Raw genomic sequence first — 582 nt, forward strand, 5'->3', positions numbered from 1 at the left:
GGCCAGGTCACCCTGGTGGGCGCAGGCCCGGGCGACCCGGAACTGCTGACCATCAAGGCCCTCAAGGCCATACAGGCCGCCACCCTGCTGCTGGTGGACGATCTGGTGAGCGAAGGCATCGTGGCACTGGCAACGGCCAGCGCGCGCATCATCCGGGTCGGCAAACGCGGGGGCTGCCGCTCCACGCCACAGTCGTTCATTGAGAAGCTGATGATCACGGCCGCCCAGGAGGGCGAACGTGTGGTGCGCCTCAAGGGCGGCGACCCGTTCATGTTTGGACGTGGCGGCGAAGAGGTTGAACACCTGCAGGCAGCCGGTGTGCGTGTGGACGTGGTCAACGGCATCACTGCAGGCCTGGCTGCGGTCACCTCTTTGCAACTGCCGCTGACCCACCGCCAGCATGCCCATGGCGTGGTGTTCGTGACCGGTCATGCCAAGCCTGGCGACAGCGGGACGGACTGGCGTGCGCTGGCACAAACTGCCCACAGTGCCAAGCTGACCCTGGTGATCTACATGGGTGTGGGTGGCGCGGCTCGCATCCAGCAGGAGTTGCTGAGCGGCCTGGCTGCCGGCACGCCGGTG

The 582-nt window shown here is 67.0% G+C and carries 1 protein-coding gene; it reads left to right on the forward strand.

What is annotated here, in order from left to right:
* Window positions 1-582, forward strand: a 582-nt coding sequence (gene cobA, locus AC1RMF_RS26640) for a uroporphyrinogen-III C-methyltransferase (RefSeq protein ID WP_493145574.1), incomplete at both ends; no start/stop codon positions are given.

This window comes from Rhodoferax sp. GW822-FHT04A08 (assembly GCF_058801025.1).